28 protein-coding genes and 1 pseudogene are annotated in these 26,987 nt (G+C 67.8%); 17 read left to right on the top strand and 12 right to left on the bottom strand.

The window, feature by feature from the left end; genetic code table 11:
• Nucleotides 1-711: 711 nt before the first annotated feature.
• Nucleotides 712-1,284, bottom strand: a complete 573-nt coding sequence (locus BM052_RS06480) for a hypothetical protein (RefSeq protein ID WP_143084758.1) — start codon at nucleotides 1,282-1,284, stop codon at nucleotides 712-714.
• Between the two features lie 28 nt (nucleotides 1,285-1,312).
• Between BM052_RS06480 and BM052_RS06475 the strand changes: the two genes are divergently transcribed.
• The 6 genes from BM052_RS06475 (at nucleotide 1,313) to BM052_RS06450 (ending at nucleotide 6,187) form a co-directional block, all read left to right on the top strand.
• Nucleotides 1,313-2,095: a TlyA family RNA methyltransferase gene (locus BM052_RS06475; protein ID WP_091145019.1), complete on the top strand. Its 783-nt coding sequence runs from the start codon at nucleotides 1,313-1,315 to the stop codon at nucleotides 2,093-2,095.
• An 84-nt stretch (nucleotides 2,096-2,179) separates the two neighbouring features.
• Entirely contained in the window at nucleotides 2,180-2,734 is a 555-nt protein-coding gene (locus BM052_RS06470; protein ID WP_091144684.1) for a TspO/MBR family protein, read from the top strand.
• 80 nt (nucleotides 2,735-2,814) lie between these two features.
• Nucleotides 2,815-3,069: an accessory factor UbiK family protein gene (locus tag BM052_RS06465; RefSeq protein ID WP_091144682.1), complete on the top strand. Its 255-nt coding sequence runs from the start codon at nucleotides 2,815-2,817 to the stop codon at nucleotides 3,067-3,069.
• 213 nt (nucleotides 3,070-3,282) lie between these two features.
• Nucleotides 3,283-3,888, top strand: a complete 606-nt coding sequence (locus BM052_RS06460; protein WP_091144680.1) for a DNA repair protein RecO — start codon at nucleotides 3,283-3,285, stop codon at nucleotides 3,886-3,888.
• 16 nt (nucleotides 3,889-3,904) lie between these two features.
• Nucleotides 3,905-4,948 (top strand): 3-isopropylmalate dehydrogenase, encoded by a 1,044-nt coding sequence (leuB, locus tag BM052_RS06455; RefSeq protein ID WP_091144678.1) that lies wholly within the window; start codon nucleotides 3,905-3,907, stop codon nucleotides 4,946-4,948.
• A gap of 39 nt (nucleotides 4,949-4,987) precedes the next feature.
• Nucleotides 4,988-6,187 carry a glycosyltransferase gene (locus BM052_RS06450; protein WP_091144676.1) on the top strand — a complete coding sequence of 400 codons (1,200 nt, stop codon included), beginning with the start codon at nucleotides 4,988-4,990 and terminating at the stop codon, nucleotides 6,185-6,187.
• Nucleotides 6,188-6,254: 67 nt separating this feature from the next.
• On the opposite strand, the gene BM052_RS06445 is transcribed toward BM052_RS06450, so the two are convergent.
• From BM052_RS06445 to BM052_RS06435, 3 genes are all read right to left on the bottom strand, one after another.
• Nucleotides 6,255-6,950 carry a spermine/spermidine synthase domain-containing protein gene (locus BM052_RS06445; protein ID WP_091144674.1) on the bottom strand — a complete coding sequence of 232 codons (696 nt, stop codon included), beginning with the start codon at nucleotides 6,948-6,950 and terminating at the stop codon, nucleotides 6,255-6,257.
• Between the two features lie 25 nt (nucleotides 6,951-6,975).
• The gene (locus BM052_RS06440) at nucleotides 6,976-7,311 is read right to left on the bottom strand and encodes a DUF6481 family protein (protein ID WP_091144671.1); all 336 of its coding nucleotides are present in this window, start codon (nucleotides 7,309-7,311) and stop codon (nucleotides 6,976-6,978) included.
• 84 nt (nucleotides 7,312-7,395) lie between these two features.
• On the bottom strand, nucleotides 7,396-7,602 hold the full coding sequence (locus tag BM052_RS06435; protein WP_091144668.1) for a cold-shock protein: 207 nt from the start codon (nucleotides 7,600-7,602) through the stop codon (nucleotides 7,396-7,398).
• Nucleotides 7,603-7,908: 306 nt separating this feature from the next.
• Between BM052_RS06435 and BM052_RS06430 the strand changes: the two are divergent.
• The 9 genes and pseudogenes from BM052_RS06430 to BM052_RS06390 form a co-directional block, all read left to right on the top strand.
• A pseudogene (locus tag BM052_RS06430) lies at nucleotides 7,909-8,100 on the top strand (GDP-mannose 4,6-dehydratase); the annotation flags it as partial.
• Nucleotides 8,101-8,214: 114 nt separating this feature from the next.
• On the top strand, nucleotides 8,215-8,553 hold the full coding sequence (locus BM052_RS06425) for a hypothetical protein (RefSeq protein ID WP_091144642.1): 339 nt from the start codon (nucleotides 8,215-8,217) through the stop codon (nucleotides 8,551-8,553).
• 10 nt (nucleotides 8,554-8,563) lie between these two features.
• Nucleotides 8,564-9,976 carry an SGNH/GDSL hydrolase family protein gene (locus BM052_RS06420; RefSeq protein WP_091144639.1) on the top strand — a complete coding sequence of 471 codons (1,413 nt, stop codon included), beginning with the start codon at nucleotides 8,564-8,566 and terminating at the stop codon, nucleotides 9,974-9,976.
• A complete protein-coding gene (locus BM052_RS06415; protein ID WP_091144637.1) occupies nucleotides 9,973-11,112 on the top strand; it encodes a glycosyltransferase in 1,140 nt (379 codons plus the stop codon). Before BM052_RS06420 ends, BM052_RS06415 begins: the two co-directional genes overlap by 4 nt.
• A complete protein-coding gene (locus BM052_RS06410) occupies nucleotides 11,105-11,719 on the top strand; it encodes a DapH/DapD/GlmU-related protein (RefSeq protein WP_091144634.1) in 615 nt (204 codons plus the stop codon). Before BM052_RS06415 ends, BM052_RS06410 begins: the two co-directional genes overlap by 8 nt.
• Entirely contained in the window at nucleotides 11,716-12,330 is a 615-nt protein-coding gene (locus BM052_RS06405; RefSeq protein ID WP_091144632.1) for an LbetaH domain-containing protein, read from the top strand. Before BM052_RS06410 ends, BM052_RS06405 begins: the two co-directional genes overlap by 4 nt.
• Nucleotides 12,324-13,643: a hypothetical protein gene (locus BM052_RS06400; protein WP_143084757.1), complete on the top strand. Its 1,320-nt coding sequence runs from the start codon at nucleotides 12,324-12,326 to the stop codon at nucleotides 13,641-13,643. The genes BM052_RS06405 and BM052_RS06400 overlap by 7 nt, the downstream gene beginning before the upstream one ends.
• Entirely contained in the window at nucleotides 13,625-14,581 is a 957-nt protein-coding gene (locus BM052_RS06395; protein WP_143084756.1) for an O-fucosyltransferase family protein, read from the top strand. Before BM052_RS06400 ends, BM052_RS06395 begins: the two co-directional genes overlap by 19 nt.
• Nucleotides 14,578-15,876, top strand: a complete 1,299-nt coding sequence (locus tag BM052_RS06390; RefSeq protein ID WP_091144622.1) for a hypothetical protein — start codon at nucleotides 14,578-14,580, stop codon at nucleotides 15,874-15,876. Before BM052_RS06395 ends, BM052_RS06390 begins: the two co-directional genes overlap by 4 nt.
• Here BM052_RS06390 and BM052_RS06385 read toward each other — a convergent pair.
• The 3 genes from BM052_RS06385 to BM052_RS06375 form a co-directional block, all read right to left on the bottom strand.
• Nucleotides 15,870-16,271: a hypothetical protein gene (locus tag BM052_RS06385; RefSeq protein ID WP_091144619.1), complete on the bottom strand. Its 402-nt coding sequence runs from the start codon at nucleotides 16,269-16,271 to the stop codon at nucleotides 15,870-15,872. The genes BM052_RS06390 and BM052_RS06385 overlap by 7 nt on opposite strands.
• A gap of 123 nt (nucleotides 16,272-16,394) precedes the next feature.
• Nucleotides 16,395-16,796: a DUF4440 domain-containing protein gene (locus BM052_RS06380; protein WP_091144616.1), complete on the bottom strand. Its 402-nt coding sequence runs from the start codon at nucleotides 16,794-16,796 to the stop codon at nucleotides 16,395-16,397.
• A 12-nt stretch (nucleotides 16,797-16,808) separates the two neighbouring features.
• Nucleotides 16,809-17,558 (bottom strand): DUF72 domain-containing protein, encoded by a 750-nt coding sequence (locus BM052_RS06375; RefSeq protein ID WP_091144613.1) that lies wholly within the window; start codon nucleotides 17,556-17,558, stop codon nucleotides 16,809-16,811.
• A gap of 215 nt (nucleotides 17,559-17,773) precedes the next feature.
• Between BM052_RS06375 and BM052_RS06370 the strand changes: the two genes are divergently transcribed.
• On the top strand, nucleotides 17,774-18,229 hold the full coding sequence (locus BM052_RS06370; RefSeq protein WP_091144612.1) for a DUF805 domain-containing protein: 456 nt from the start codon (nucleotides 17,774-17,776) through the stop codon (nucleotides 18,227-18,229).
• Here BM052_RS06370 and BM052_RS06365 read toward each other — a convergent pair.
• Nucleotides 18,226-20,745 (bottom strand): ABC transporter permease, encoded by a 2,520-nt coding sequence (locus BM052_RS06365; protein WP_091144610.1) that lies wholly within the window; start codon nucleotides 20,743-20,745, stop codon nucleotides 18,226-18,228. The genes BM052_RS06370 and BM052_RS06365 overlap by 4 nt on opposite strands.
• Before the next feature lie 30 nt (nucleotides 20,746-20,775).
• Nucleotides 20,776-21,489 carry an ABC transporter ATP-binding protein gene (locus BM052_RS06360; protein ID WP_255405998.1) on the bottom strand — a complete coding sequence of 238 codons (714 nt, stop codon included), beginning with the start codon at nucleotides 21,487-21,489 and terminating at the stop codon, nucleotides 20,776-20,778.
• Between the two features lie 212 nt (nucleotides 21,490-21,701).
• On the opposite strand from BM052_RS06360, the gene BM052_RS06355 reads away from it, so the two are divergent.
• A complete protein-coding gene (locus BM052_RS06355) occupies nucleotides 21,702-22,475 on the top strand; it encodes an arylesterase (RefSeq protein ID WP_369821501.1) in 774 nt (257 codons plus the stop codon).
• Here BM052_RS06355 and BM052_RS06350 read toward each other — a convergent pair.
• The 3 genes from BM052_RS06350 to BM052_RS06340 all read right to left on the bottom strand — a co-directional run bounded on the left by BM052_RS06350 (nucleotide 22,409) and on the right by BM052_RS06340 (nucleotide 26,835).
• A complete protein-coding gene (locus tag BM052_RS06350) occupies nucleotides 22,409-25,243 on the bottom strand; it encodes a M16 family metallopeptidase (RefSeq protein ID WP_091144605.1) in 2,835 nt (944 codons plus the stop codon). The two genes, BM052_RS06355 and BM052_RS06350, sit on opposite strands and share 67 nt — an antisense overlap.
• Before the next feature lie 118 nt (nucleotides 25,244-25,361).
• On the bottom strand, nucleotides 25,362-26,144 hold the full coding sequence (purC, locus tag BM052_RS06345; RefSeq protein ID WP_091144602.1) for a phosphoribosylaminoimidazolesuccinocarboxamide synthase: 783 nt from the start codon (nucleotides 26,142-26,144) through the stop codon (nucleotides 25,362-25,364).
• Nucleotides 26,145-26,349: 205 nt separating this feature from the next.
• Nucleotides 26,350-26,835, bottom strand: coding sequence for a low molecular weight protein-tyrosine-phosphatase (locus tag BM052_RS06340; RefSeq protein ID WP_091144600.1), 486 nt, complete (start codon nucleotides 26,833-26,835; stop codon nucleotides 26,350-26,352).
• Between the last annotated feature and the right edge of the window lie 152 nt (nucleotides 26,836-26,987).

Below are 26,987 nucleotides of genomic sequence, written 5' to 3'. Positions count from 1 at the left end.
CAACGCAATCCGCGACGTCGGTGAAGGTGAACGGAGCAGGTTTTGGGCAGGACGCCCTAACTACTTGAAATGGTTTCGATATGTATTCGACCTGGCGAGGCCGATGGAATGCACGCCGGGCTGGCCGTCCAAATGAGAAGGGCCGCACCGAAGCTCGGTACGGCCCTTCGCATGGTCAGCGGCCGGGAAGTGCCGCCAGCGAAAGCCTTTATCGCTTCAATCGATACTCAGCGATAATGCCTCGCGACGGAAATTGCCGACCTCTCTGCTGAACCATGAGACATCGGATCACCTCCTTTCGCGCTGTTGAGCCAAGAACGCCGCTTGATGCGACTGGGACTTCGGTAACTCCCTGGCGCGTTTCCCGGGGCCCGTCGTCTTGATGCAAGATGTGTCCGATTCCGCAGCGCACAACAAGTCTTGCAATCATTTTTTTTGCGGTCATTATCGGGACTTCCGGCCAGTTTTCCCCAACGGTGCGGCGACTTGCAGGCACCGTTCCGGGGACGGCCCGCTGCGGCCGCGGCATGGCCCGAACAACGCCTCGGCGGCGGCGAAAGGACCTCTCCGAAAGGACACCGCCGAAAGGACCCTGGGGGGGCCTCGTTCCAAAGCTGCTCCATCCCCCCCGCACTCCTCGACAGGCCCAGGGTGAGCAGCTCTTGATCCGGATTTCGCCTTCCCGCCTTCAGGAAGGCGCCGGCCTGTTTTTCACCGGCAATCCTCGATGATTCGCGAAACTTCCGTCCAGCTCGGGACGTAGAGCGGCGCCAGTCCGGCTACCAGCACCGCGAAGCGGCCGCGGCTGAACGCCATGGCGTCGAGCCGCGAATCGCGTGCCGGCAGGACCGCCTCGATGCCGCCGGCGACCGGATTGCCGTTGATCGCGTAAGCGCCTTGGGTGGTCATGATCGTGACTATCGCCGGAGCGGTCGCCCCCGTGGCCGCACGCAGCAGCGAGACGGTGCCCTGGGCGCGCTGGCAGCGCATCACGAACTGGCCGCCGGCGAAGCTAGCGGTGGAGCCGGCGGCGCCGGCGGTCCATTGCCAGCCGCCCGGCGTGGCCGGAGCGTCGTGCCAGTTGGGAGCGGCCGACGGCATGGGCGTGGGGGGCGCGGGGCGCGGCGCGGGCCGCTGGATCGGCGGCGGCGCGGGCCGGGGCGCAGGGGGAACGGCGGGCGGCTGCGGCACGCAGGCCGTCAGCAAGGCCGTCAGCAGCATCGTTTTGGGGATCGGGGCGCAAGTGCGCGGATTTGCCTTCATCCGCGTGGTATGGAATGACACGCGCCCCACCTCAAGTGCGCTAGCCCCGATGACCGACCCGTCCGCCACTCGTCCTGTCGAAAAGAGCCGTGCCCCGGCCAAGGCGCGCGTCGACCAGCTACTGGTCGATCGCGGCCTGGCCGAGAGCCGCACCCGCGCGCAGGCGCTGGTGCTGGCCGGACTGGTGTTCTCGGGCGAGACCAAGCTGGCCAAGCCCGGGCAGAGCCTCAAGGCCGATGCCCCGCTGGAAGTGCGCGGGCGCGATCATCCCTGGGTCTCGCGCGGGGGGATCAAGCTTGCCCACGCGATCGAACATTTCGGGCTCGATCCGGCGGGCGCCGTCGCCATGGACATCGGCAGTTCCACCGGCGGCTTCACCGACGTCCTGCTGAGCAAGGGCGCGGCGCGCGTCTTCGCGGTCGATTCGGGCACCAACCAGCTCGCCTGGAAGCTGCGGCAGGACCCGCGCGTCACCGTGCTCGAGCAGACCAGCGCCCGCGTGCTGACTCCGGCGATGATCGACGCGCCGTGCGGCTGGGTGGTGTGCGACGCCAGCTTCATCGGCCTTGCCAAAGTGCTGGAAACGCCCTTGCGCCTCGCTGCCCCGGCCTGCCGCCTGGTCGCGCTCATCAAGCCGCAGTTCGAAGTGGGGCGCGGCGAGGTCGGCAAGGGCGGGGTGGTGCGCGATCCCGCGCTCCACGCACGCGTCTGCGGGGAAGTGCGCGCCTGGCTGGAAGGGCAGGGCTGGGCGATCCAGGGAATCGTCGAAAGTCCGATCACCGGGCCGGAAGGCAATGTGGAGTTTCTCGTTTCGGCACGCCGCGGCGGTTAGCTGACGATTGCACCTTTCGCCCCACCGCTTCACAAAACGCGCCGCGTTCGTGGCCTTGTGCCGATTCGGGAGTAATTGCGCGGAATGAACCTGCTAGCCTCTCCAGGCCAGTTGCGTGCGAGTTTCATGCGTTGGGCTCTCGTCTGCGTTCCCGCCGCCGTGCTGCTGGGCTTCCTGTCGGGAACGACGGTGCAGAGCGGGCCGGAGAATCCGTGGTTCGCCGCGCTGGTGAAGCCCGCCGCCTATCCCCCGGCGCAAAGTTTCGCGGTCGTGTGGACGGTGCTCTACGTGCTGATGGGGCTGGCGCTGGCGATCGTCCTTTCGGCCCGGGGCGCGCGCGGACGCGGGCCGGCGGTGATCGCCTTCGCGGTGCAGTTCGCGCTCAACCTGGCCTGGTCGCCGGTGTTCTTCGGTGCCCACCTGCTGACCGGCGGGCTGATCGTGATCGCGCTGCTCGATGTCGCCGCGCTGGCCACCACGGTGCTGTTCTGGAACGTGCGGCAGGTCGCGGCGCTGCTGCTGGTGCCCTACGTGCTGTGGCTGCTGTTCGCGACGTACCTCAATTTCGCCCTGCTCCAGGCCAATCCGGCGATGGACGGGGCCGAGGGCAACGGCGCGGTCGTGCGCTATACGATCTGATACGCCGCCGATCCCTCTTGCGCCTGCCCTCTTGCGCCTCCCCTCTTGCACCTTCGTCCCGCTCGTTCCATCTAGGCGCCATGCAAAGCGAAAACCCCTTCGTCGCCGATTTCGTGAAGATGATGAACAGCGCCGCCGGCACGCTCGCCGGCATGGGCCGCGAAGCCCGCGACAATGCGCGCGAGCGGTTCAAGGAGTTCATGGGAGACATGGACTTCGTCAGCCGCGAGGAATTCGATGCGGTCAAGGAAATGGCCGCCACCGCCCGCGCGGAAGCCGATGCGCTCAAGGCGCGGCTCGATGCCATCGAAGCGAAGTTGAACCAGGCGGGCTGAACCGGCCGCTGGCGCCGTTCATCCACTCGCCGTAGCATCGCGCCAGAGCATCGCGCCCGAAATCTGCTCCAAACCCGCTCACCCTGAGCCCGTCGAAGGGTCTCGGCGCCGAGACCCTTCGACGGGCTCAGGGTGAGCGGGGATTGATTCGGATTTCGGGTTCTTCGCTTTAGCGGGCTTGCCGTTGCCGCTTCGCCCTTCCACACCGGCCCGATGCAGTTCCGCGCCCCCGCCCTTGTCTGCGCCGCCCATCCGCACGGCGAGACCGCCGTGATCGTCCGGCTGCTCACCGCCGAGCACGGCCTGGTCGCGGCCTATGTCGCCGGGGGCAGGGGGCGGCAGCTGCGGCCGGTGCTGATTCCGGGGAACGCGGTGGAGGCCGAAGTGCGATCGAAGTCGGACAGCCGGCTTCCCTTTGCCCGCGTCGAGCTGCTGCACAGCCGCGGCCCCTGGCTGAGCGAACCGCTGCCCGCCGCCGCCATCGCCTGGGTGACGGCGCTCACCGCCGCGGCGCTTCCCGAACGCCATGCCTATCCCGCGCTGCACGAGGCCCTTTCCGGGGTCCTGGGGGCGATCTGCATGGCGCCCTCGGCCCGGGGCTGGGCGCTGTCGCTGCTGTCCTACGAAGTGCTGCTGCTGCGCGAGCTGGGCTACGGCGTGCCGGTGGCGCGGCCGGGGCAGTCCGACTGGCCGGCCATTCTCCACGCATTCGATCGCATCGGGCGCGAATTGGCCCGCTACCCGCTTGCCGATCGCCGCAAAGACGTTATGGCGGCGCGCGCCCTGCTGCGCGAGCGGCTGGCGCGGATTGACGGGTAGGCATTGGGATAAAGACATGCGCATCGCGGTTTTTGCAGGGGACGGGATCGGTCCCGAGGTTACCGAGCAGGCGGTGCGGGTGCTGCGGAAGCTGGACCTGCCGGGCCTGGAGCTGCTCGAAGGCGACGTGGGCGGCATGGCCTGGCGCAAGCACGGCCACCCGCTGCCGGAGGCGACGCTGGAAACCGCCCGTTCGGCCGATGCGATCCTGTTCGGCGCGGTGGGCGATTTTTCCTGCGATCACCTCGAACGCCACTTGCGGCCCGAGCAGGCGATCCTGGGCCTGCGCAAGGAACTCGGCCTGTTCGCCAACTTGCGCCCGGCGCGCGTCTTTCCGGGCCTTGAGGACCTGACCACGCTGCGCCCCGAAGTGGCCGCCCGGATCGACCTGCTGATCGTGCGCGAGCTCAACGGCGACGTCTATTTCGGCGAGAAGGGCATGCGCACGCTGGAGGACGGCCGCCGCCAGGGGTGGGACATGATGTCCTATGCCGAGGACGAAGTGCGCCGCATCGCCCATACCGCTTTCACCGCCGCGATGGGCCGCGCGCGCAGGCTGTGCTCGGTCGACAAGGCCAACGTGCTGGAAACCTCGCAGCTCTGGCGCGACGTGATGATCGAGGTGTCCGGCGAATATCCCGAAGTCGAGCTGAGCCACATGTATGTCGACAACGCGGCGATGCAGCTGGTCAAGAACCCCGGCGCCTTCGACGTGATCGTTACCGGCAACTTGTTCGGCGACATCCTTTCCGACCAGGCGAGCATGTGCGTCGGTTCGATCGGCCTGCTCGCCTCGGCCAGCCTTGCCGAGGGCACTTTCGGCCTTTACGAGCCGATCCACGGCTCCGCGCCCGATATCGCCGGCAAGGGGCTGGCCAACCCGATGGCGACGATCCTGTCCGCCGCGATGCTGCTGCGCCATTCGCTCGGGCTTGAAGAGCAGGCCGTGCGCATCGAACAGGCGGTCGCCGGCGCGCTGGCGGCGGGCGTCAAGGGCGCCGACCTGGGCGGCGGCGCCGGCACGCGGGAAATCGGTGACGCGGTGGTCGAACGGCTCTAATAATGGTTTCTTGAGCTTTACCACCTAAATGCGGGACGCATGAACATTACCAGTTCCGATCTTGCCCAAGCTGTCGGTACGGCTGCCCAGGTTCGCCCGGGCGCGCGCATGGCGCCGCTCGAGCTCGCGGTCGTGCTGCCGACGTACAACGAGCGCAAGAATGTCGCGACGATGATCGAACGCCTGGGCAAGGCGCTCGAAGGCATTTCCTGGGAAGTGATCTTCGTCGACGACAACAGCCCGGACGGCACCTCGGAAGAAGCGCGCCGCCTGTCGCAGGTGGACCCGCGCGTGCGCTGCATCCAGCGCATCGGCCGCCGCGGCCTCGCCAGCGCCGCGATCGAGGGCATGTGCGCCACCGCCGCGCCGATCGTCGCGGTGATGGACGCCGATCATCAACACGACCCGGCGCTGCTGCCCGGCATGCTGCAGGCGGTGTCCTCGGGCGAATACGACCTTGCCTATGCCTCGCGCTTCGCCGAAGGGGCGAGCACCGAGGCCTGGGGGCGGCCGGACCGGGTCAAGGTCTCGGGCCTCGCCAACAGAATCGCCAACAAGGTCACCGGCGTGGAACTGACCGATCCGATGAGCGGCTTCTTCATGCTGCGCACCGAAACCCTGCGCGCCGACGCGCACCGGCTTTCGGGCGTGGGCTTCAAGATCCTGCTCGATATCCTGGCCACGGTCGACCGGCCGCTCAAGGTCAAGGAATTCCCCCTCAACTTCGCTGCTCGGGCAGAGGGCGAAAGCAAGCTGGATCAGACCGTCGTGTTCGAATTCCTTGTAGGCCTCTACGACAAGTGGCTGGGGCGGATCATCCCCACGCGCTTCGCCTTGTTCGGCACCGTGGGCGCGCTGGGCGTGCTGGTGCAGCTGGGCGCGCTGTGGATCATGCTGCACTTGGTCTTCTCCGAGCGCTTCGTCTACGGCAACTGGTCGGAAAGCGCGACTTTCAACGTCGCCAACACGCTGGCGGCGGTCGTCGCCATGACGTTCAACTTCGTGCTCAACAACGAACTGACGTATTCCGACAAGCGCCTGCGCGGCTTCGGCCCGCTGATGCGCGGCTGGGCGCAGTTCGGCGTGACCTGTTCGCTGGGCCTGCTGACCAATGTCGGCGCGGCGGCGGTGCTCAAGACCATCGGCCTGCACGACGTGGTGGCGGTGGTGACCGGCATCATCCTGGGATCGGTGTGGAACTTCGCGCTTTCGTCCAAGTTCGTCTGGGGCAAGTACTGATACCGGATGGCCTTGACCGGAGCGCTTGTTTCCCGCTCTTCGTCGCTGCGAGGCGGAGAATGCCCGCTCAGTCCTTCCGGGCGAACCAGATGACGTGGCGCTCGTCGGCGCAGTCGGCCGGGCAGTCGGCCGGGGAGTCGGTCTGGGCGTTCACCCGCACTTCCGTCACTTCGAAGCCGGCGTCGCGCAGCCGCACGGCGAAGGCCGGATCGGGCTCCGCGGACCAGATCGCGAGGATTCCGCCGGGTCGCAGCGCGGTCATGGCCGCCTGCAGCCCGTGCCGGGAATAGAGGTGATCGTTCAGTTCGCGCGTGAGCCCGTCGGGCCCGTTGTCGACATCGAGCAGGATCGCGTCGTAGCCGTCCGTTGCCGCGTCGATCAGCATCGCGACATCGTCGTTCACCAGCAGCACGCGGGCGTCGTCGAGGCAATCGGCGGTCAGTTCCCGCATCGGGCCCCGCGCCCATTCGATGATTTCGGGCACCAGCTCGGCCACCACCACGCTCGCATCCTCGCCGAGCGCCGCCAGCGCCGCGCGCAAGGTGAAGCCCATGCCGTAGCCGCCGATCAGCAGCTGCGGCGCCTGGCAGGGGCCGAGCCGTTCGCAGGTCATCGTCGCGAGCGCTTCCTCCGAAGCGTTGATGTCCGTGCTCATCAGCTCGTTGCGTTCCAGGACGATGGCATAGTCGTCGCCGCTGCGCAGCAGGCGCAGCTCCACCCCGTCGGGCACCATGGCGGTGCCTATCACTTCGTGCCCGCTCATGATGGTGCCTTATGGATCGGCCGAACTACTTCCGGCGTGCCTTGCGCGCGGCATAGCGCGCATCGCGAGCGGCCTTGCGCTCGGCCTCGGTGAGTTCCGGCGGCGGCGGGGGCAGCTCCGTTTCCCGCGCGCGTTCTTCGGCTTTCGCCAGCTCGGCGGCCTGCCTGGCTTCGCGTTCGGCCTTGGCCGCCGCGCGCTTTTCCGCCTGCGCCGCTTCGCGCGCGCGCGCCTTGGCGGCGCGCTCGGCCAGCACGGCCGGATCGACCGGGGGCTTGGCCTTCAGGCGCGCGAGCGCCTTGGCCCGGGCCTGCTCGGCGGCCGCGACCCGGTCCTGAAAGCCCGGTTCCTTGTATCCTGCCATCAATCGGTACTCGACTTCCTTGAGATCATCAAAATGCCGAGGGCCGGCACCCCCGCGAAGGCGTGCCGGCCCCCTTCAGCCGTTTCAGGCGGTCTGGAGATTGACCGCGGAGGTCTTGCCGCGACGATCGGTTTCCAGCTCGTAGGAAACGCGCTGGTCCTTGTCGAGCGTGCGCAGGCCCGCGCGTTCCACCGCGGAGATGTGCACGAAGGCATCGTCCCCGCCGCCTTCCGGCGCGATGAAGCCATAGCCCTTGTCGGCATTGAAGAATTTTACTTTTCCGGTAATCATGGACGGTTCCTTGTCCTTAGGTTCAGCGGGCATGCGCCAACGCGGCGCATCCCGGCTTCGTGAAGCGATTTAGGGACAAAGGGAGGAGCCGAGGCGGCCCGATATCCGTCGATAGCGACATCAGCGCGTGCGCCTTTAGCACAATATCGCCGTAAGGCCATGCCCGGAGACCATGTTCGATCATCGCCGTGCATAAGAATGAAATTCTATTAACCATCTTGTGATCGGCGAGAGCAGCTTTCATCCTCGAAGAATACCGGTGGAATAATGTTCCACCCGGGGCTCAGTTCGGTGGCGGATCGCTTCATGTCGAAAATCGCGTTGATTACCGGAATTACCGGGCAGGATGGGGCATACCTTTCCGAAATGCTTCTTGAAAAGGGATATGAAGTTCACGGCATCAAGCGCCGTTCATCCTCTTTCAACACCGGCCGCATCGAAGACATCTATCAGGACCCCCATGAGCACGACACGCGCTTCGAAGCGCAGCTGTGCGATTTCGTTCATTGACGATGTTCTTATTTTGTTCTTTCCTACAGGTGCCTGCGCCGCATAGAATCGAGTCTCCCCGATTCGTCCGGGCCGATCGCCCGCAGCTTCCGGAGACTTCGCATGAGCATTCCGATCAGTGCCCCTGCGGCCTACGTGCCGCAGACCGCCATCGCCTTCGCCGATCCCGAGGGAGCGGTGGGCGTTTCCGGCCAGTCGCCGCTGCCGATCAGCGAGCCTTCCTTCGCGGGCGTCGCCCCGATCACGCCGGACACGCCGATCGCGGCGCCCCGTGCCATCGCCATCGTGGCGCAGGGCGCCGGCGACGTGGCGCTGCGTTTCGCCGATGCCAGCATGATCGTGTTCCCGGTCGAGGCGGGCCTTTCCATTCTGCCTTTCGCCGCGATCGAGGTGGTTGGCAGCGGAACGAACGTCCCCGCCACTTTCTTCGCCCTGGCCTGAGGAGGCGCCGATGCTGTCCGTGACTCTTCCCGCCGCCAGCCGGCGTGCCGTCGGCAACCTCCATCGCCTGGCCCGTCTGCGCCGCGCCGCGGCAAAGGCGGCGCTGTCCAATCCGCGCACGGCCGGGGCCTATGCCCCCGCGCCCGCCATCACCGACAACGGTCCGGCCAATCCCCATGCCGCCAACGGATACTTGTGCAACAGCGCCGCCCTCGGCATCTGGCACGTGGTCGGCGGGGTTCACGGCTTCAACGCCGGCGCTTCCGCGCTGCGCGCCGCGTGGGTCGATGGGGGGCGTACTTATGCCTCGGAAATAAACACATATGCCCGGTGGGAAGCGGTGGCCGACAGCCGCTATTTCACCGCGCGGCTGTTTCCATCGGTGGTGCCTTATCGCTTCATCGTGGATGGCAGGCATGTCTCGCCGGCCGGCACCACGCTGGGTGTCACGACCGGCAGCACCAGCCAGTACGTTACGCTCGATTTCGGCGCGCGGGCCATCCGCCATGTGATGATCGAGGCCAGCCAGGCATCGGGCTTCATAGGCGGCTATGTGGAGAATGGCGCGTTCATGTGGCCGGTCGACACCAGCGAGATCGTCCATGCGGTGTTCCTGGGCGACAGCTATGTGCAGGGCGCGGGACCGGCGCAGCGGGGGGACGGCGTGAGCGCGCAGATGGCGGACCGCATGGGACTGGCCCTCCACGCCAGCGGCTCCGGCGGGACCGGATGGAACCACGCGAACCAGAGCGCCCACCGCTTCGACCAGCGGATCGCGGCGGGCGACCTGGCCATGAGCTATTATCCGCCCGAAGTGATCTTCCTGACGGCCTCGGTCAACGACCGCAACCGCGACGCCGCGGTGGCGCAGGCAAACGCGCTGGCCGGCCTCATCGAGGCGCGGCGGCAATTCCCCGAGGTGCCGATCGTGGTCTTCGGCTGCGTGCCGATCCCGGCCGGCCCGCTGACCGGCACACCGTCGATCACTTCGGCCGAACAGGCGGTGCAGGCGGCGGTCACGGCGTTCGCCGACCCGCTCTGCCGTTTCGTGCCGATCGTTTCCGATCCCCGGGGTGCCTGGGCTTCGGGCGCGGGCGCGCAGTTGCTGTTCACTGCCCCGCTTTCCGGCGCGGCGGGCGGCACGCTGGCCTCCGCCTGGAGCCGGACGACTTCCTCCTCGCTCTATACGATCGTGTTTTCGGACGGCTCCACGCGGCTGGGCAGCTTCACCAGCGGCAGCACGGCGGTGACCTGGACCGGCGCGGTGACGGCGGCTGCGGAGGCCACGGTGCACCAGAGCGAAGGCAACGCGCGGTATCTGTTCGCGGCGGACTGGACCCATCCGACCGAATATGGCGCGGCCTATATCGGCGAACGCTATGCCCGCGCCGCGTCGGCCGCGCTGGAGGACATGCTGCGGTGACGCATCCGCTCAAAGTCGCCGTGATCTATCATCTCTGGCCGCATTACCGGGAGGCGGTGATGCGGGCGATGGATCGCGGCGACCGGGTGCAATACCACTTCCACGGCAGCGGCGAGCCGTTCGCGGGGATCGTCCATGCCGATCCCGGATCGGTGAGGCACTTCGTCCGCGCGCCGTTCACCTGCCACGGCAGGATAACGTGGCAGCCGGCCGCCATCGCGGCGGTCCGCAACGGCGGCTACGATGCGGTGATCTTCCTTGCCGATCCCCATTTCGCCTCGACCTGGATCGCCGCCGCGCTGGCCCGCTGGATGAGGATTCCGGTGCTGTTCTGGGGGCACGGCTGGCTCAGGCGCGAAAGCGCCGTGAAGGCGCGCGTGCGCGGGCTCTATTTCCGCCTCGCGCATGGTTTCCTCACTTATTCCGAGCGCGGCAGGCGGTTGGGTGCCGAGGCTGGATTCCCCCCGGAAAGGATCCGGGTGGTCTACAACAGTCTCGACCTGGAGCGGGCGGACCGGGTGATCGCCGGCATCGAATCGGGCACGCTGGCAAGCCTGCGGCCGCAGGGCTTGTTCGCCGATCCCGGCCGGCCGCTGGTGATCTGCACCGCGCGGCTGACGCGGCAGTGCCGCTTCGACCTGCTGGTCGATGCCGCGGCACTGCTGGCGCGGCGCGGCCTGCCGGTCAATGTCCTGCTCGTCGGCGATGGTCCCGCGCGCGAGGGGCTGGAAGCACGGGCAAGGTGCCTGGGCGTCGCGGTGCATTTCTTCGGTGCCTGCTACGACGAGGACATCACGGGGCAATTCATCTACCATGCCGATCTCACGGTCTCGCCCGGCAAGATCGGCCTCACCGCCATGCACAGCCTGATGTACGGGACGCCGGCGATCACCCACGACCACTTCGATCGGCAGATGCCGGAGGTGGAGGCGATCGAGGAAGGCCTGACCGGGGCCTTCTTCCCGCACGGCGACACCGCCGGTCTGGCGGCGGCGATGGAGCGCTGGCTCCGCTCGGCCCCGGCCCGCCCCGTCGTGCGCGCCGCCGCGCGAAGGACGATCCGCGCGAAATGGTCTCCGGACGTGCAGGCCCGCATCATCGAGGACGCGGTGCTGGAAGTAACCGGAAATGCCTAGCCGCGCCGTTCCGGCCGACCTGCCCGCGCCCGAACGCGCCGCCGACGCGGTCATCGCGCGGTGCCGCGCCGGGATCGAGGGCCGCTGCAAGAGAGCGGTGCGCGCATGCCTCGTCCGCTTGCTGCGCCGGCGCCATCGGCTGGCGGAACTGGGGGAGGGCCTTCACTGGGGGCGCAACATCCGCCTCGCGCCCGGCAGCCGGATCGGCCGCTTCGCCTATCTTGGCGCGGATTTCGAATGTCACGGCCCGATCGTGATCGGCGATCTGTGCATGCTGGCCGCCGGCTGCAAGATCGTGGGGGCGGACCACCTCTACGATATCGCCGGCCTTCCCACCCGGCTGGCCTTTGCGGAACGGCCCCGCCCGGCGACGATCCTGGGCGCCGACGTGTGGCTCGGCCAGCGCGTCACCGTGATGGAAGGCGTCAGCATCGGGACCGGCGCGGTCATCGGCGCGGGCGCGGTGGTGACCAGGGACGTGCCGCCCTACGCGGTGATGGCGGGCTTGCCGGCCAGGCGCATCAGGTGGCGCTTTGGCGAAGACACGATGCGGCGCCATCATGCCGAAGTCATCGGCGGCGAAATGCGGGACTTTCGCACCGCATGAGCAGACCGTCGGAAATCCGGGCCATTCATGCCCAGCCGCTTGATGCCCGCGACACCGGACTCGTCCAGGGCGGGCCCAGCTTCTCCCTGTACAACCGGCTGGAGCGCATGCTGTTCCGGTGCGTCTGGGCCCTGGCCGCCGCCTGGACGCCGCCGCCGCTCCACCGCTGGAGATGTTTCCTGCTCCGGCTGTTCGGCGCGCGCATAGGACGCGGCGCGCGCTTCTATGGATCGGCGATCGTCTGGCATCCCGCCAACCTGACGCTCGGCGATCACGTCACGGTCGGCCCGCGCGTGCGCCTTTACAACCAGGGGGCCGTCTCGATCCGATCACGAGCGGTCGTCAGCCAGGGCGCCCACATCTGCGCCAGCACGCACCGGGCCAACGATCCCGATTTCCAGCTCGTCCTGCGTCCGATCGAGATCGGGGAGCATGCCTGGGTGGCCGCCGATGCCTTCGTCGGGCCGGGGGTCCGCATCGGCACCGGCGCCGTGCTGGGCGCGCGGGCAGTCACTTTCGACGATCTGGACGCGTGGACCATCTATCGCGGCAATCCCGCCGAGGCGGTCAAGCGGCGCGCGTTCGGCCGATCCGGTTGCGCGCGATGCTGAGCGCCACGGCCATCTGGATCGCCTACCTGCTGGGAACGGCGATGGTCGTCCTCTCGATGGCCCGCATCCGCTTCGCCCGCATGCGCTTCATGGACGGCGTTCTGATCGGCCATGCCTATTACATCTGCGCGCCGATGCTGTTCATCCTGCTCCACGGCAGCATGCCGCCCGATTTCCTGAACACGCACGCCTATTACCCTTTCCAGGACATTGCCGCGACGGCGGTCGTGATCGGCGCCATCCACCTCACGGCGCTGCTCCATCTCGTCACCCGGCCGGGGGCTCCCGCGATCGATCGCACCGACCGGCGGTTTCTGCCCTTCATCGTTACGATCTGGCTTTCCAGCAGCGCTTACGGCTTTCTCGGTTCGGGCATCGCATCGGGGGGGCATTGGTATCTCGCGGCCGATGCGGCCTTGGCATCGAACCCGGCGTTCCTGCTCATCAAGCACGTCAGCAACTTCGCGCGGACAGCGATTTTCGGCGTCCTCGTCTATTGCGTGGCGAAAGGGCGGATCTCGCGGCTCCGGGCGATCGGCCTGGGCGTGGTCATGGCCTTTTTCGACCTGGCGACCACGTTCAACCGGATCACCTTCGTCTACCTGCTGATAGCGGTCCTCCTGCTCTATCGCCGCAATGTCCCGATGCTGCTGGCGCTGGCGACGCTGGTGTTCACCATGATCCCCACGGTCAGCAACATGTGGCCGATGTTCCGCGGCCTGGTCTCGACGACGGATCGCAGCGCAAGCGCCATCGCTGGTGCGGCGGCGACGGCCTTCGCGCACGCCAGTGAAGACAAGCCGCTGGTCCTGACGCTCAACGGGGTGTTCGAATCGATCAACCTGGTGGCTCTCAATCATATCGTGCGGCATGCCGGAGAGCGCGGGCTGGAATACCGCCCGGGCGAGATGTTCATTCGCCCGGTCACCTTCTACCTGCCCAAGATCGTCTGGGCGGGCAGGCCGGACAATTTCGGAACCGACCTGGGCTATGCGATCAACCAGGACCGGCACCTGGCGCTCAACTCGACCCTGCTGGGCGAACCCTACATCAATTTCGGCGCCTATTGGTGGGTCGGCCTGGCAGTGCTGCTGCTGGTCTACGAAGCGCTGTTCCGGGCGCTGGGGAGACGCTCGCAAGTGGTGGGATACGTCGGTGTCTTCGTCGGTTTCGCGATGTGGCGCTTCGATCCGGTCTTCGGGATCATCTCGATGGCGCTGCTGGCCGTCATCATCGCCGCGCTGCGCGTCGTGCCGGGGCGGTTCACCGCGTTGCCGCCGCGCCGCCGGCCCTCATGCGTGAAATGCGCCTGAACCCGGTGCCGAAAGCGGCGGGCGGTGCGATCGCCGGCGGATACGTGTATCCCCATTTCGAAGCGGAATTCGACTTGGGCTACTTCCGCGTCGCCGGGGCCGGCATCGGCAATTGCCTCATCACCTATTGCCACGCGATGATGCTGGCGCGGCGCATCGGGGCGCGACTGATCGAGCCGGCCTGGCCATCGCTCAAGCTTGGCCCCTTGCTGCGCGGGGAGCACTCGAAGCGGTTTTACCTCGGGCTCTTCCGCGCCGCGCCGTCCGATGTGTCGGGTCCGCGCAAGGGCCTGGCGCTGGCCTCCGGCCTCGGCGGGTCCTGGCGCGACATTGCCGTTCCAGGGCCGGCCACCGCGCGCAGCAACGGGCGGCTGACCGTCGTTTCCTGCCGCAAGCATATCTTCGAACCGCTCTTTCCCGCGCGCGAGGACATGCGTCGGCGCCTGCTGGAGATCGCCAAGCCCAGGCTGCCGCTGCAGCGGGGCTGGGGAAACGGCGATTACATCGCGGTGCACGTGCGGCTGGGAGACTTCGCGCAGGCCGATCCGGAAGATCCGCGGCACGGCAATGTGAACAACCTGCGCATTCCGCTCGCATGGTACGAAGGCGTGCTGCGCCGGTTGCGCGCGATCTTTCCGGGCCTGCCGGTTCACGTCTTTTCCGACGGCGCCGCACGCGAACTCTCGCCGCTCCTTGCCATCGACGGGGTGCGCATGCGGCGGGAGGGCGACGACTTGTCGGACCTTGCCGCGCTGGCCGGCGCCAGGCTGCTGGTGGGTTCCCAATCCACGTTCTCGCGCTGGGCGGCGTTTCTTGGCGACATGCCCTCGATCTGGCTGGCCACGGAGGCCGAGGGCGAGCGCTATTGCTCGGACGATGTGCCGTTCGTGAAAGTGGGCACCGATACGTCCGTCATCACCGGCGGCTTGCTGGGATGAACGCGGCATGGGGCCCGCCGGCGCCGAAGTCGCAACGCACGAAGCTGCTGCTGTCGCTGGCCGTCAATTTCGCCACGCGCATTCCTGGCGCCGTCGGCATATTCCTGATTCTGCCGCTCCTGCGCTTCGATCTCGGTGTCCGCGGCTACGGCTTCCTGCTGGGCGCGCTGGCGCTCGGTTCCACCTCGACGTTCCTGTTCGGCGGTTTCAACACCATGGGCCGGCGCCTTGTCGGCGAGGCGCACGCCGCGCGGGACCGGGAAGGCGAGGCTGCCGGCGTGGTCAGCATGTTCGCGGTGAACGGCTGCGTATACCTGCTCACGCTGGCCGGGATCGGCGCCTATGCGGCGGTCCAGCCGGACCCGGGGACACTGTTCCTCATCGCATCGCTGGTATCCACGGCCGCGTTCGCGAATACGTTCGACAATGCGCGGGCGGCCTACAACGAACACTATGTGACCGCGCTGTTCCAGATCGTCTTCCAGGTCATCCTGATCGGGCTGGCGTTCCTGGTCAGGCCCATTCGCGAGAATCCGGTGCTGGCCGCCCTCGCCATCCAGGGGCACCTGCTGCTGGCCAGTCTCGTCGCGGGGGTACACCTCGTGTCGGCAAGGCCTTATCTGCTGGGGGGGGCGGCCCGGAGGGCGGGCTGGATCGCGCGCGGCGGCTTCCGGATCGGCATTGCCGACGGCCTCCTGGCGGCTTCGCTGGGCCTGTCGGTGGTCTGGATGCAGGCCGGCGCCCCCGCATCCCTCGCGGGCTGGTATGCCACCCTCGTGCGCCTGTTCCAGAGCTTCGCCGTCCCCGTCATGCTCCTGCTGATGCCGCTTTCGAGCTACGTTCGGCTGGGCTGGAACGATCGCGACCCGGGGCGCCAAGATCGTATCTTGCGGACGACGGCCATCGCCGGGCTGGGCTATGGAGTGATGGCTTCGACCGCGCTGTGGGGCATTTCGGTTTTCTATATCGAAACCGTGCTGAAACTGCCCGGGCCGGCCAGCCTGCCGGTGGCGTTCGCGATCTTCGCGCTGTTCGCGGCGATCATCGCCTGCCGCAGCTATTCAACCATCGCCTATGTCGTGACCGATGGCGCGCGGATCGCCCGCTGGATCACCGGCGGAATCCTGGTCTCGCTCGGCATCGCCGTGGCCGTGCGCGGGTATCTTGCCCAGATCCAGACCGTCGCGGTCTACGCCGCGCTTGCCAGCGTGGTGCTGCTTGTTGCCGTCCTGGCGGGGCTTGCGGGCCAGTGCCAGCGCGGCGGACGCGTATCCGGCACGCGGACGCGTCAATGAACCCGGCGCAATCCGCCCCGGGTCTGGACAAGGCGGACCTCCAGCACGCTGTTCGAATCCTCGATGCCGTGGATTGCGCAGATTTCCGCCAGGCGCGCGGCGATGGTCTGCTCATCCGCGCCGTTGGACAGCGGATAGCGGGCAATCACCATGTCATCCAGCGCGTCGATCACGCAGAAGTGGCTGGTCCGTCCCGATTCGGCCAGCGCATCGAGATCGAATCCTTCGGCAAGATCCCATCTTCCGCCCCCGCGCGAACGGATCGGGCGTTGGCAATAGCGGCAGGTGCAATGCACGGCTCCATCCGCCTCGCGCCACCGCCGCCCTTCGGGCACATGGCGGCGCATGTACCAGCATTGAGCGACGACCGCGGAAGGGTTGATCTTGCTGAGCATCGCTCCACCTGTTTTCGCGTTTTCCCCCGGGAGGGGGAGGACGGCCCCCAGTTGCCGTCCTGACAATTATAGCGTCAGCTAACCCAAATGATTAAGGCCCGGGATCGAAAAACACGGGCGGCCCTATCGCAGCGTCGCATAGATTTCCGCCACGATCGTCCATTCCCCCAGCACCTCGCGCCACTTTGCGCTATAGTCCCCGAAGGCGAGCGCCTTGCCCGAACCGGCGCCCGAACCGGCCTCTATCCCCTGCCAGTGGCCGTGTTCGAGCGCCACGGGCTCGACCCTGGAAATGACGACGCTGATGGGCGTGCGCGTGTAGATCGTGCGCGCGGGGCTGGCGAATTCGCGGCGCCACGCCTTGATCTGCGCGTTGCGGCCGGAAACGACGGCGCTGTCGCTGCCGGTCACCATGACGCAATCGCGGGAGAGGATGGCACCGATCGCTCCCGCGTCGCCTTCGGCGATGGCGCGGTTGAAGGCGGCGCGGCGGGCGCGGATGGCGAGTTCGGCGGCGGAATCCATCGTGCCCGGCCCTTAGCCCAACCGCTTCAGGAAAGCTTCGGCGGCGGCAGGCGCGCGCAGCTTGGCACCGTTGATGAAGAAAACGAACACCTCGCGTCCGCCCTGGGCCCAGTCGCCGGCCTTCCGTGCCCAGCGGTCGAGCGCCTGCGCATCATAGCCGGTCGCCACCTCCTCGCGCGCGTGCTGGAGGCGGGCGTAAGTGAAGGGTCCGGTCTGTTCGCCGAAGCAGGGGTACTTGGGCGAATCGGCGAAGACCACGGCGAGGCCGGCCGCGCGCGCCAGTGCGAAAAAGGCGGGATCGTCGAAGCTCTCGTGCCGAGGCTCGATCGCGTGGCGCAGCGGCAATCCGTCCTGCGCCGGCGGCAGCAGCGCCAGGAACGCCTTGATCTGTTCCACGTCGAACTTCTTGGTCGCGGGCAATTGCCATAGGATCGGGCCGAGTTTTTCCCCCAGTTCGACGATCCCCTGGCCCAGGAATTTGGCGATGCTCTCTCCCGCTTGCGACAGATCCTTGCGCTGGGTGCAGAACCGCCCGGCTTTGAGCGCGTAGACGAAACCGTCCGGGGCGGCCTTGCGCCACCTGGCGTAAGTCGCGGGGGTCTGCGCGCTGTAGAACGTGCCGTTGACCTCGATCGCGGTAAGGCGGGAGGCCGCATATTCCAGCTCGCGCGCCTTCGCCAGCTTCGGCGGATAGAAGGTTCCCCGCCATGGCTCGTAAGTCCAGCCGCCGATACCCGCACGGATGCGTCCCGGCGCGGTCATGGCGCCGATTGCGGGATGGGTGGGTGGGGCGCGCGGGACGGCATGGCGCAAGCCTATCCCAACCAGGCCGGGTTGGAAAACCGATTTGGGGAAAACCGATTTGCGCGGAAGGCGAATGAGGGGGAGCGCAATCGAACCGTGATCGCCGCCGCCTTTCCCTTGCCTGCCGGGCCCGAATGTCTATGATTCAGGTTCCAAGTAATTGGGGGCGCGTGATGCTTCAGTACATGTTCATGCCGTTTCAACGCTATGTCGATTTCGCCGGGCGATCCCGGCGGATGGAATATTGGTCCTTCGCCCTCCTGAACTTGATCGTGATGACGGTTCTTGTCGGGCTGGCGTTTTCAACGGGATTCTCTTATCGCGCGCTGATCGCGGGCGGCAATTTCGGCGCGGGCCTTGGCATTGCGACGATCTCCTTCTTCGCGATCCTGGGCATTTACTGGCTTGCCGTGCTGGTCCCCACCATCGCGGTGACGGTGCGGCGCCTGCATGACCGGGACATGAGCGGCTGGTGGTATCTGGGCTTCATCGTGCTGGGCCTGCTTCCCCTTGTGGGCTGGCTGGCCAGCATCGCCTTCCTGGTGATTACGTTCCTGCCCGGTACTGCCGGCCCGAACCGCTATGGCGAGGATCCCAAGGATCCGTCGGGTTCTGAAATCTTCGCCTAGAGTTCCCGCAGCGCGCGCGCCGGTTTCGCCCGCAGCAGCGGCAGCGAGCCGGCGAGGGCGAAGGCCAGGATCAGCAGCACGCCCGCGCCCAGCACCGCGAGGATGCGGGGCCAGTCTGGCAGCCAGGCGAATTCGAACAGCTTGACGACCACGGCCCAGGCCATCGCGCTGCCCGTGACCAGCGCGACCAGGGCGAGCACCGCTGCCAGGAGCCCGTATTCGGCAAGCTGAAGTACCAGCAATTGCCGCCGGCTCGCGCCCAGCACGCGCAGGATCACGTTATCGTAAGTGCGGCTGGCCCGGGCGGCGGCGATGGCGCCCAGCAGCACCGCGAGCCCGGCCAGCACCGCCACCGAGGCTGCCGCCAGGATCGCCGCCGCCATCTGGTCCAGCAGCGCACGGGCATCGCGCAGCAGGCTACCGGTCTCGATCACCGAACTGGAGGGGAAGGCGCGGGCCAGCCGGGGCAGCAGCCCCACGGTCGGCGTGCCGGGCGGCACCTCGATCGTCGCGGCCAGGTTGTGCGGGGCATCGGCGATGGCATTGGGAGAGAACACCAGCACGAAGTTGAAACCCATCGTGTCCCACTCGATCCGGCGCAGCGCGGCGACCCGGGCGGTGCGCTCGACGCCGAGCAGGCCGACCGTGACGTAGTCGCCCACGTTCAGGCCGATCGTCCTGGCGAAGTCCTCGTCGAGCGAGACCAGCGGCTCGCCCCTGTGGAACGCGGGCCACCATCGCCCGGCGGTGACGGTGCTGCCTTCGGGTACGCTGGTCGAGTACGTCAGCCCGCGCTCTCCCCGCAGCGCCCAGGCGCCATCGGGCAAGTCGTCGCCAAGGCTGGAGACGCGGGTCATGCGTCCCTTCGGGCCATAGGCGAGGATGCGGCCGCGCATGTTGGGCACCATCTTGACCACCGCGCCCGGCACCGTCCGTTCGACGGTATCGCGGAATTTCGCGGAACCGTCCTGCGGTACGTCTAGCACGAAGAAATCGGGCGCGCGGGCGGGCACGGTCTTGCGGATATTGGCATCGAGGCTGGTCTGCACGGCGGCGATCAGCACCAAGGCGGAAAGGCCGAAGCCGAGCGCGGTGACCAGCGCTCCGGTCTGCGCGCCGGGACGGTGCAGATTGGCGAGCCCCGCGCGCAGCATGGGGTCGCGCGGCCGGGGCAGGCGCGCGGCGAGCGTGCGGATGCCAAGGCCCACCAGTGCCAGCAGCGCGAGCATCGCGGCGGCCCCTGCCAGGAACCCGATCGTCACCATCGGCTGCGCCGCATTGACCAGCGCCAGCGCGACGATCGCCGCAAGGCCGAGGCCGACCGGCAGCGCCAGCGCCTTGCGGTTCGCCGCCAGCGGGGACACCCGCGCGCGCATCAGCACCATTGCCGGAAAGCCACGCGCCCGCACCAGTGGCGGCGCCGCGAAGATCAGCGCCACCAGCAGCCCGTAGGCGGCGGCCGTCGCCAGTGCCACCGGAGAGACGGTGAAGCCCGGGCTCACCGGCAGCAGCGTACCCAGCGCGCTGGCCAGCAGCGGCGTCACCAGCACCCCCGCCAACACCCCCGCCAGGCTGCCGGCCAGCGCCGCCGTGCCCACTTGCAGCAGATAGATGCGCGCGATGTCGCCGCTCGTCGCGCCGAGCACCTTGAGCGTGGCGATCGCGCCGCGCCGGGCCTCCAGGTACGAGGAGACGCCCCCGCCGATGCCGATCCCGGCGATCACCAGCGCCGCGAGCCCGACGAGGACGAGAAACTCGCCCATCCGGCTGACGAAGCGTTCGGTGGAAGGCGCGGCCTTGTTGCGGGTGCGCACCTCGAAGCCGGCGTCGGGGAAGCGGGACTTGAGATCATCGGCCACGGCGTTCGGATCCGTATTGCCCTTGAACTTCACGCGCACGGCACTGCGGTACATCGCGCCCGGTGCGGTCAGCCCGGTGTGCCGGGGCAGGCCAAGCGGGACTATGGCGACATCGCCAAGCGCGAAGCCCTCGCCCAGCTGCTCGGGATCGGCCTTGATGACGCCGGCGGCCGTTACCGTTTCGCCGCCGAGCTGGAAACTGTCGCCCGCCGCGATGCCGAGCCTGGCGGCGGTGCCTTGCGCGATCCAGGCGGTGCCTTCGCCCGGCGCGCCCACCGTGCGGCCATCGGTCAGTTCGAGCCGGCCGTAGAGCGGCCAGTCGGCGGCGACCGCCTTGAGCGCGACGGGGGCGGTGCGATCGCCCTTGCTGGCGATCGCCTGCATCCTCAGGCCCGGCGATACCTCTCCGAGCGGGGCGAGCGCCGCCATTTCCGCGTCGGTCAATGCGCGCTGCCAGACGCGCAGTTCGATGTCGCCGCCCAGGATCTGTCTGCCCCTGAGCGCAAGCTCACGCTCGATCGAGCCGGTCAGCGTGCCGATCGCGGCGATCGCGCCCACGCCCAGGAACAGGCAGACGAGCAGCAGCCGCAGTCCCCGGAAACGCGCCGAAAGGTCGCGCCGGGCGATCGTCCAGGCGGTGCGCCATGGAAGGTTCATCGCGTGGTCTTCCCCGGCACGGGGCGGGCATCATGCACCGCTGTCGCTCGCGATGCGGCCATCGGCCAGCGTCACCACGCGTTCGCACCGGCGGGCAAGGCTTTCGTCATGCGTGATGATGAGCAGCGTCGCGCCGGCTTCCGCGCGGCGGGCCAGGAGCAGGTCGATGATCGCGCCGCCGGTGCCGGCGTCGAGGTTCCCGGTCGGCTCGTCGGCGAAGACCAGCATCGGACGCGGGGCGAGCGCGCGGGCGATGGCCACGCGCTGCTGCTCGCCGCCGGAAAGCTGCGCCGGATAGTGCGAGAGGCGATGCGCGAGGCCGACCGCCGCCAGCTCCGCCTCGGCCCGCTGGCGGGCATCGTCCATGCCCGCCAGCTCCAGCGGGGTCGCCACGTTTTCCAGCGCGGTCATCGTCGGCAGCAGGTGGAACGCCTGGAGCACCACGCCGATACGGCCACGCCGGGCGCGGGCCAGCGCATCTTCGTCCATCCCGGCGAAGTCCTCGCCGGCGACGCGAAGCGTGCCCGACGTGGCGCGTTCGAGGCCGCACAGCACCGACATCAGCGAACTCTTGCCCGAACCGGAAGGGCCGAGCAGCGCAAGCGTCTGGCCTTGCGGGACGGTGATGTCGATGCCTCGCAGGATCTCGACCGCGCTGGCGCCGCTGCCGAGCGTAAGGCGCAGGTCGCGGGCGACAATACCGAATTCCATCGATGCGAACTCCTGCTCCTCCATCTTCGTCATTGCGGATCGTCGCAGGCGGCGCGGCAATGCAGGGCTGTTTCGGGCCACCCTGGATTGCTTCGGCGGCCTGGCCGCCGCGCAACGACGAAAGGAGGAGATGAGCCTTGCTCCGAGAGAACGGCATGTCCGGGGGACTGGGAAGGACTTGTCACGCGTCCCATATGGGATGGCACCGGGCCTTCCTGCAAGACGGCCGCCACCAGGAGATTACCTTGCGCCTCCTTCGCCTTGCCTTTCCGGTCCTGCCGGTCCTTGCGCTCGCCGCCTGCGACAAGGCCGCTCCGCCTGCTCCGGAACAGACGCGGAGCGCGCTCGATGCGCCGCCGGACATCCCGGTCATGGGGCCGGAGCGTCCGATCCTGGCCTTCGGCGATTCGCTGCTGGCGGGCTATCGGCTGGGCGATGGCGAATCCTACCCCGCGCGGCTCGAGCAGGCGCTGCGGGCGCGCGGCGTGAACGCGCGGATCGCCAATGCCGGGGTCTCCGGCGATACCACGGCCGCCGGATTGCAGCGGCTCGATTTCACATTGAAGAGCCAGCCGGTGAAGCCGGAACTTGCGATCGTCAGCCTGGGCGGTAACGACATGCTGCGCGGAATTCCCCCGGCGCAGACGAGGGCGAACCTCGAGACGATCCTCAAGCGGCTGAGTGACGAGCATATCAACATCGTGCTGCTCGGCATGCTGGCCGCGCCGAACCTGGGCAAGGACTATGCCGCCGGGTTCAACCCGATCTATCCGCGGCTGGCGCATGAATACGGCGCGGTGCTGGTGCCGTTCTTCTTGCAGCCGGTGATCGACAAGCCGGACCTCCTGCAGGACGATCACATCCACCCGACCGCGATCGGCATCGATGCGATCGTGTCGGCGACGGTGGATGACGTGGCCGACGCGCTGCCGAAGCCGGGCGGCGCGGCACCCTATTCGGGAACCGGCGCGCCTTCGGGCAGAACAAGTACTTCCAGCCCCGCGCCCGGGGTCAGATAGCGCCGCGCCACCAACTCGACATCCGCCGGCGTGAGGGCGAGCAGGCGGTCCCTTGCCTGTTCGTAGCGATCAATGCGGTCCGCTTCCGATTGCGCGCGGTCGACCAGCGAAAGCCAGCCGCCGTTGTCCTTGAGCGCGTTCTGCAGCGATTCGATCAGGGGCTGGCGGGCGCGGCGGAACATATCGTCGCTGACCGGCGCCGCGTTCAGCTCGGTCACCACCTTGCGGATCGCTTCGCGCGCGGCGGGCACATCGGCGACATTCACCGAGGCGTTGACGGTGAATTCGCCGTAGCCCTTCCAATGCCTTGAGAGATAGTTGCCGGCTGAAGGTGAATAGGCCTTGCCCAGCACTTCGCGCAGCTCGTCGGTCAGTTCCACGCGCATGACCTGCTCGAGCATCTCCAGCCGCAGAGTGTCGAGCGGATCGCTGTCGTCGCGGGTGGGCCAGGTGATCCGCAGCAGCGCCTGATCGGCGGGCCCGGTGTGCCGGATGACGCGGGCGGCACGGTCGGCGGTGAAAGTGCGCGGCGGCTGATCGTCATGGCCGCGAAAGGCCGGTTCGCGTGCGGGCAGGGCACCCAGCGTTTCGGCTACGAGCGCGATCGTGCGGTCTTCGTCGATATCGCCGACCACCCCGATCTCGATCGCGCCGCGCGCCAATCGGTCGCCGATGTCCGCGCGCAGCTTGGCGAAGCCGAGATGCCGGTAATCCTCGACCTTCTGCAGGCTGAAGCGCGGGTCCTTGTCGGAGAGGATCGCGCCCAGGTCCGCCTGGAGCGCGGAGGTGGGCGTCGCGCGCAACTGCGCGAAGTAGTTGTTGATCGACTGGCGGTACTGCACTTCGCCTTCGGGCCGATAGCCGGGATCGTTCAGCAGCGCGGTCAGCAGCTGTAATTGCAGCTCCAGGTCGCGCGGCGTGGTCCGGACACGGGCGTTGAAAGCCGCCTCGCCGCGGTGAAGGCCGAAGCCGACGGTGCGCCCGGCAAGGATCGTATCGAGTTGGTCGCGGCTGTGTTTGCCCAGGCCGCCTTCATCCAGGTAGGGGACCATCTCGCTCGCCAGCGGGTTGGCCCTGGTGTCGAGCATGTCGCCGCCATCGATCGCGAGGTTGACGCGGACCTTGTCGTTCTCGATATCGGTATGCCTGAGGTTGAGCATGACCCCGTTGGCGAAACGCACCGTGCGAATGCCCAGTCGCGGCTCGCGGGTGTCGCTCACCACTGTTCCCGGCGTGCCGAAATCGGTGTAGGCGAAGCTTTCGGCGGCGGGGCCGGCGCCCTTGGCGATCGGTGCGTGCATCGCCCCGCGCCAGGCTTCGCGCAAGGCCTTCTCGCCGCCTTCCGGCGCGAAGCGGCCCTGGAAGCGGATCAGCGGCGCTTTCAGGGGCAGCGCCTCGCGGCGCAAGGCGGCAAGCACTGCCTTGGGCGTGATATTCGGGGCGAAAGCCTCGAACCGTTCGAGCACCGACCGGGGCGTTGAGGGCACCGCTTCGTCGTCCACCAGTGAAAGCGCGGCCTGTGCGAGCGACGCATTGCTGCGGGTGCCCGCCGAGCCGGCATCGTCGGTCAGCGAGACGCGGATGTCGGCCAGTTGTTCGGCCAGCTCGGCGGGTTCGAAGCCATGGGCCAGCGCCCGCCGATATTCCCGCGCCGCTGCCTCCAGCCCGGCCTGCCACTTGCGATCGACGGTATCGACGATCAGCCGGGTGGAGCGGGCGGCCTTGAACACGGCGCCGGTGCCGAAGCCGGCGCTGCGGAACGGCGGCTCCGCGCTGCGGGACAAGCGTTGCAGGCGGCGATTGACGATATCGTAGCCGATCGCGCGCAGCAGGTTTTCGCGGCGCTGGGCGATCGTATCGGGCTCTTCCCTGTAGCGGCCGCTGCGCAGCACGGTTACGCGCTCCGAAAGCGCCGGATCGATGTAGATTTCGGCGCGGTCCCGGTCGTTGCGGTCGACCGGGCCGGCACCCGGCTGGCGCTGTGCCGGCTTGCCGGTCCAGCCGTTGAAGTGGCGGACAATGCCGGCTTCGACCGCGTCGACGTCAAAATCGCCGACGACGACCAGTGTGATGTGGGCCGGCACATATTCGCGCTCGTAGAAGGCGCGCAGCGACGCGGCGGTCGCCGCGTTCAGCGTTTGCACCGTGCCGATCGGAAAGCGCGCGGCGTATAGCGCCCGGGGGTAGAAGAACCGGGTGGAATCGAAAGCGTTGCGAAAGCCCCAGGTGTTGCGGTCACGCAGTTCCGACAGGATGACGCCCCGTTCCCGCGCCACCGCGTCCTCGGAAATGGTGAGCTCGCTCGCCGTTTCGCGCATCAGCATCAGCGCGGTGTCGAGCAGCACGGGGTCGCTGCGCGGCAGATCGAGCATGTAGAGGGTGCCCTCGAAACCCGTGGCGGCGTTGGTGTCGGCTCCGAAGGCCAGGCCTTCGCGCTCGAGCAAGGGTATCATCTGGCCCTCGGGCACACGGGCGGAACCGTTGAACGCCATGTGCTCGACGAAATGGGCATAGCCCTGTTCGCCGTCTGCTTCGTCAAGCGATCCGGCGTCCACGTCCATGCGGACCACGGCGGTGCCGGCGGGCGTGGCGTTGTGGCGGATGACATAGCGCATCCCGTTGCCGAGCCGGCCGAAGCGAAAGTCCGGATCGACGGGAACATCGCTCTTCTCGAAGGCCCAGCGGGGATCTTCGGGATAGGGAGCTTCCCTCGCGGCGAGCGGTACGGGCGCCAGCACGACGAGGAGGGCGAACAGGTATCCTCTCATCGGCCCACACCTGCCTTAGCGCGGCAGGGATAACAAGGGCCTGTCGGCAGTCTCCAGGCACGCGAAAGCCCGGCACGCCCGTTCAGGAGCGGCCGGGCCTGTCATTCCGGCTTATCGCCTACTTGCCGCGCAGCTTGCGGTGCTTGGACAAGTCGAACACTTCGCTCGGCCCGTTGTCGTCCTGCAGCAGGCCGAGGCGGCGGGCGACTTCCTGGTAGGCTTCCTCCTCGCCGCCCAAGTCGCGGCGGAAGCGGTCCTTGTCGAGTTTCTCGCCGGTGAACATGTCCCACAGGCGGCAGCCGTCGGGGCTGATCTCGTCGGCCAGGATGACACGGCTGTAGTCCCCGTCCCAGATGCGGCCGAACTCCAGCTTGAAGTCGATCAGGCGGATGTTGATCGCCGCGAACATGCCGCACATGAAGTCGTTCACGCGGATCGCCATGTCGGCGATGTCCTGCATCTCGTCGTGGCTGGCCCAGCCGAAGCAGCGGATGTGCTCCTCCGCCACCATGGGATCGCCCAGCGCATCGTCCTTGAAATAGTATTCGATCAGGGTGTGCGGCAGGGGCTCGCCCTCGGGAATGCCCAGGCGCTGGGAAATCGAGCCGGCGGCGACATTGCGCACGACGACCTCGATCGGAATGATTTCCACCTGGCGCACCAGCTGCTCGCGCATGTTGAGGCGGCGGATGAAGTGGTTGGGCACGCCGATGTGGTTGAGGCGCGTGAAGACGTACTCGCTGATGCGGTTGTTGATGACGCCCTTGCCCTGGATCGTGCCCTTCTTCTGGGCGTTGAACGCGGTGGCATCGTCCTTGAAATACTGGATCAGCGTGCCGGGCTCGGGGCCTTCGTAGAGGATCTTGGCCTTGCCTTCATAAATCTGGCGGCGACGGGACATGGTATTCGTCCTTAGAAACTGCAAAAGAGCAAGCCCCGGCCCGATGGAGTCGCGGGCGACTGTACGGGCCGGGGCGTTCGCCCGCGCATATAGTGCAAGCCGGGTCAAAAGCAAACGGCCCGTGCCGGGGGCCACGGCGCCGCGCCAATGCCCTTCGCCTGGCCCGTGCCGAGCGGGCCTTGATTCGGGTTTCGGGGCCTTCGCTCTAAAGACCTTCGCGCCGGATCGTTTCAAGCAAGTGGCGCGCCGCCTCGCTGACTTGCCGCCAGGTTTCGACGAACCCCTCCGGCCCGCCGAAATAGGGATCGGCAACGTCGCGGCCGGCCATGCCCGGAACGTGATCCAGCAGCAGCGAGAGAACGGCGCGCGGAGCCGGCGGGGCGATCCGTTGCAGATCGGCCAGGTTGCTGCGATCGAGGGCGATGATGCGGTCGAAACGGGTGAAGTCCTCGCGGCCCACCTGCCGGGCGCGATAGGCGCCGATGTCGATGCCGTGGCGCGATGCTTCGGCGCATGAGCGCGGGTCCGGCCCCTTGCCCACGTGCCATGATCCGGTCCCGGCGGAATCGACCAGCACGTCGATCCCGGCCGACAGCGCCTGATGGCGCAGCGCCGCCTCGGCCAGTGGGGAGCGGCAGATGTTGCCGAGGCAGACGAACAGGACGGAGGGCAAGGGCTGGGCGCTGGTCATGCACCGGTTCCTAATCGGCCGCTATCTCCGCGTCATCTTTCATGAGGGCCATGGCCGCGTGTTTTTTGCAGGCGGCCATGGCGGGCAAAGGACCGATGCCGGAGCTTTCCGCCCGAATCATGGTGAATTTCGCGTTTGCCCGCTTTGATAAC

It is taken from the genome of Novosphingobium sp. CF614, from assembly GCF_900113255.1.
Lineage (GTDB): Bacteria > Pseudomonadota > Alphaproteobacteria > Sphingomonadales > Sphingomonadaceae > Novosphingobium.
The sequence above is the reverse complement of the archived record's forward strand: the minus strand, read 5'-3'. Positions and strand labels throughout refer to the sequence as shown.